The sequence below is a fragment of the Sporolactobacillus shoreae genome, from assembly GCF_004684935.1.
In the GTDB taxonomy this organism is placed as follows: Bacteria; Bacillota; Bacilli; order Bacillales; family Sporolactobacillaceae; genus Sporolactobacillus; species Sporolactobacillus shoreae.
In genome coordinates, this window is the sequence record NZ_SRJD01000052.1 from 1 (window position 1) to 2650 (window position 2650).

2 protein-coding genes are annotated in these 2650 nt (G+C 43.7%); both read left to right on the top strand.

Annotation, left to right across the window (positions count from 1 at the left end; all coding sequences use genetic code 11):
* Window positions 1-112 precede the first annotated feature (112 nt).
* Window positions 113-1705: an IS21 family transposase gene (istA, locus tag E4665_RS17940; RefSeq protein ID WP_135350172.1), complete on the top strand. Its 1593-nt coding sequence runs from the start codon at window positions 113-115 to the stop codon at window positions 1703-1705.
* Window positions 1702-2475, top strand: coding sequence for an IS21-like element helper ATPase IstB (gene istB / locus E4665_RS17945; protein WP_135350173.1), 774 nt, complete (start codon window positions 1702-1704; stop codon window positions 2473-2475). Before istA ends, istB begins: the two co-directional genes overlap by 4 nt.
* Window positions 2476-2650: the final 175 nt, after the last annotated feature.

A 2650-nucleotide genomic window follows, 5' to 3' on the forward strand; every position in this document is an offset into this window, starting at 1 on the left:
TGTATGTAGTAATTTAAAAGTACCCCACCAAAGTCATTAAAAATTCCCCCACTCTAGTATAAATAAACCCACAATAAGTAATGTGATGTCTTGTTGTGGGGAGATTGGGATGATGATGACTTTGAAGCAGAAACAGGAAATTCTATTAATGTACCTGAGGGAGGGAAAGTCTCAAAGAGAGATTGCGAGAATGACAGGCATTGCCCGTAAAACCATCCGGAAATATATCCAATCTTATGAGCAGAAGTTAAATGAGCTGGAAGAAATGAATGTTTCTGTAGACCGAAGTGAATTGATTCAGGAGTTGGTTGAAACCCCAAGGTATCCTTCTGGTGTCCGAAGAAAACGTGTTCTGACTGAAGAAATGAAAGAAAAGATCAAGGGTTACCTTCAGGAAAATAAGGAAAAACGAGCAAAGGGACTTTATAAACAACAGAAAAAGGTTATGGACATTTATGAGGCACTCGTCGAAGGAGGGATGAAGGTCAGTTATAGTACGGTTCTTCGAACCATCCGACAACTGGAGAAAAAGGTAAAAGAAGCTTATATCAAGGGATTCTATCAACCCGGGGATATCTGCGAGTTTGACTGGGGTGAAGTCAACATCTCCATTGCAGGCCACTTAAGAAACCTTCAGATGGCGGTTTTCACATCGGCTTATGGCAACTATCGAATGGCCTATCTTTTTACAAAACAGAAAACCGAATGTTTTCAGGAAGCCCATGCCCTGTTCTTCCAGGAAGCAGGCGGTGTGTACCGAACCCTGGTCTATGACAACATGAGGGTTGCCGTCAGACGATTCGTTGGAAAAAGCGAAAAGGAGCCAACCGAAGGTCTGCTCAAGCTCTCCCTCTATTATGGCTTCGGTTTTCGTTTCTGCAATATCCGTAAGGGAAATGAAAAAGGCCATGTGGAACGAGGTGTTGAAGTAGTTCGTAGGAAGGCCTTCGCCTTTCGGGATTCTTTTGAAACGCTTGAAGAGGCAAATATTTATCTTTATTCGGTTTGCGAACGATTGAATGAAAAGTCTCAGCCTGAACGTGAAAGTCAGACGGCTCATGCTTGTTTGAAAACCGAACAAGCCTACTTTCTTCCTCTCCGTCCGCCGTTTGATGCCGCACGATGTGTGGATGCCCGAGTGGACAAATATGCGACCCTTGTCATTGATCAAAGCCATTACTCCGTTCCGGACCATCTCGTGGGTGAAATGGTCCACGTAAAGATTTACACTAATCGGATCCAGTGTTATTACGACGGAGAGAAAATAGCGGAACATCAACGTTTGGCTGGTAACCATGAGTGGAGCCTGCATCTGGATCATTATGTCCGGACGCTAATGAAAAAGCCCGGTGCATTGGCTGGTAGCACAGCCCTGCAGCAGGCAGATCAAAGAATTCAATCCATTTATCACACTTATTATATCAACCATGAGCGAGAATTTATAGAACTGATTCAGTACATTAAGAGTGGCGTTTCGCTGAGTGAAGTGGAACAAAGTATCCGGACGCTTTTCCGAATTCATCCCAGCCATGTCACGACGGATAAAATCAAGATCCTCTGTGCGAGGAACCAGGTAGAAAAACAGGTTCTCCCTTCGGGATCGGAAGAAACACGAGCGATCCATAAGCAGGCGGAGATGCATCTCAAACTGTATGATGAACTCTTTCATACAGAAACTGTAGGCCAACTGGAGGAAGTTCGATGAGCCATCACGAAGATCAGACGGAACAAATTTTACAATACTGCCGGGATATTAAATTGCCGACGATTCGCCAGTGCTTTCAGAAAGATATTGAAGATGCCGTGCAGCAGGATATGAATTATGAGGCTTTTCTTGTCCAACTCCTGCAGAAAGAATGGGATGCCCGACGGGCAACGGCTCAGTATAATCGAATCAGGCGGGCAGAATTTCCGTACAAGAAGTATCTGGAAGATTTATCAGTTACGGATCTTCCAGAGGACGCACAGAAAAAATATCATTTGCTTAAGACACTTAAATTTATTGAGGAAGGACGGAATCTTATTCTGGCCGGTAATCCCGGGACAGGAAAAACCCATACCGCCATTGGGCTCGGGATTAAGGCCTGTGAGGTCGGCTATCGTGTTTGGTTTACCACAGTGCCTCTGCTCATCAATCAGATGAAAGAATGCCGTTCGGAAAAGACGCTACGCAGTTTCCAGATGCGTTTTGAGAAATACGATTTGGTTATTGTTGATGAACTTGGCTATATTTCTTTTGACAAGGAAGGTGCCGAGCTGCTTTTCACCCATCTGTCTCTTCGGGCTGGACGGAAATCAACAATCATTACCACTAATCTGTCGTTTGAAAGATGGGGAGAGATCTTTCAGGATCCTGTGATGACCGCCGCAATGATCGACCGATTGACGCATCAGGCCTATCTGGTCAATATGAACGGAAATTCTTACAGGATGAAAGAAACAAAGGAATGGCTGAAGGAGCAACAGTTCAATTAGGCTTTAAAAAGTGGATCATGAAAAGAGGAAATCCAGATTGAAGATCTAAAAGGGAAAATCTTCAACTGGGATTAGATCCGTTTTAACTTTTGGATTTCAATTTCCCTGCTTAATCAAATATAAGGTGGGGGAATTTTTAATGACGATGTGGGGGATTTTTCAATTGACAATTACA

What these genes read in the sequence shown, in the direction of transcription:
- istA (WP_135350172.1), top strand. Translation starts at nt 113, where the DNA reads ATGATGACTTTGAAGCAGAAACAGGAAATTCTATTAATGTACCTGAGG.
- istB (WP_135350173.1), top strand. Translation starts at nt 1,702, where the DNA reads ATGAGCCATCACGAAGATCAGACGGAACAAATTTTACAATACTGCCGG.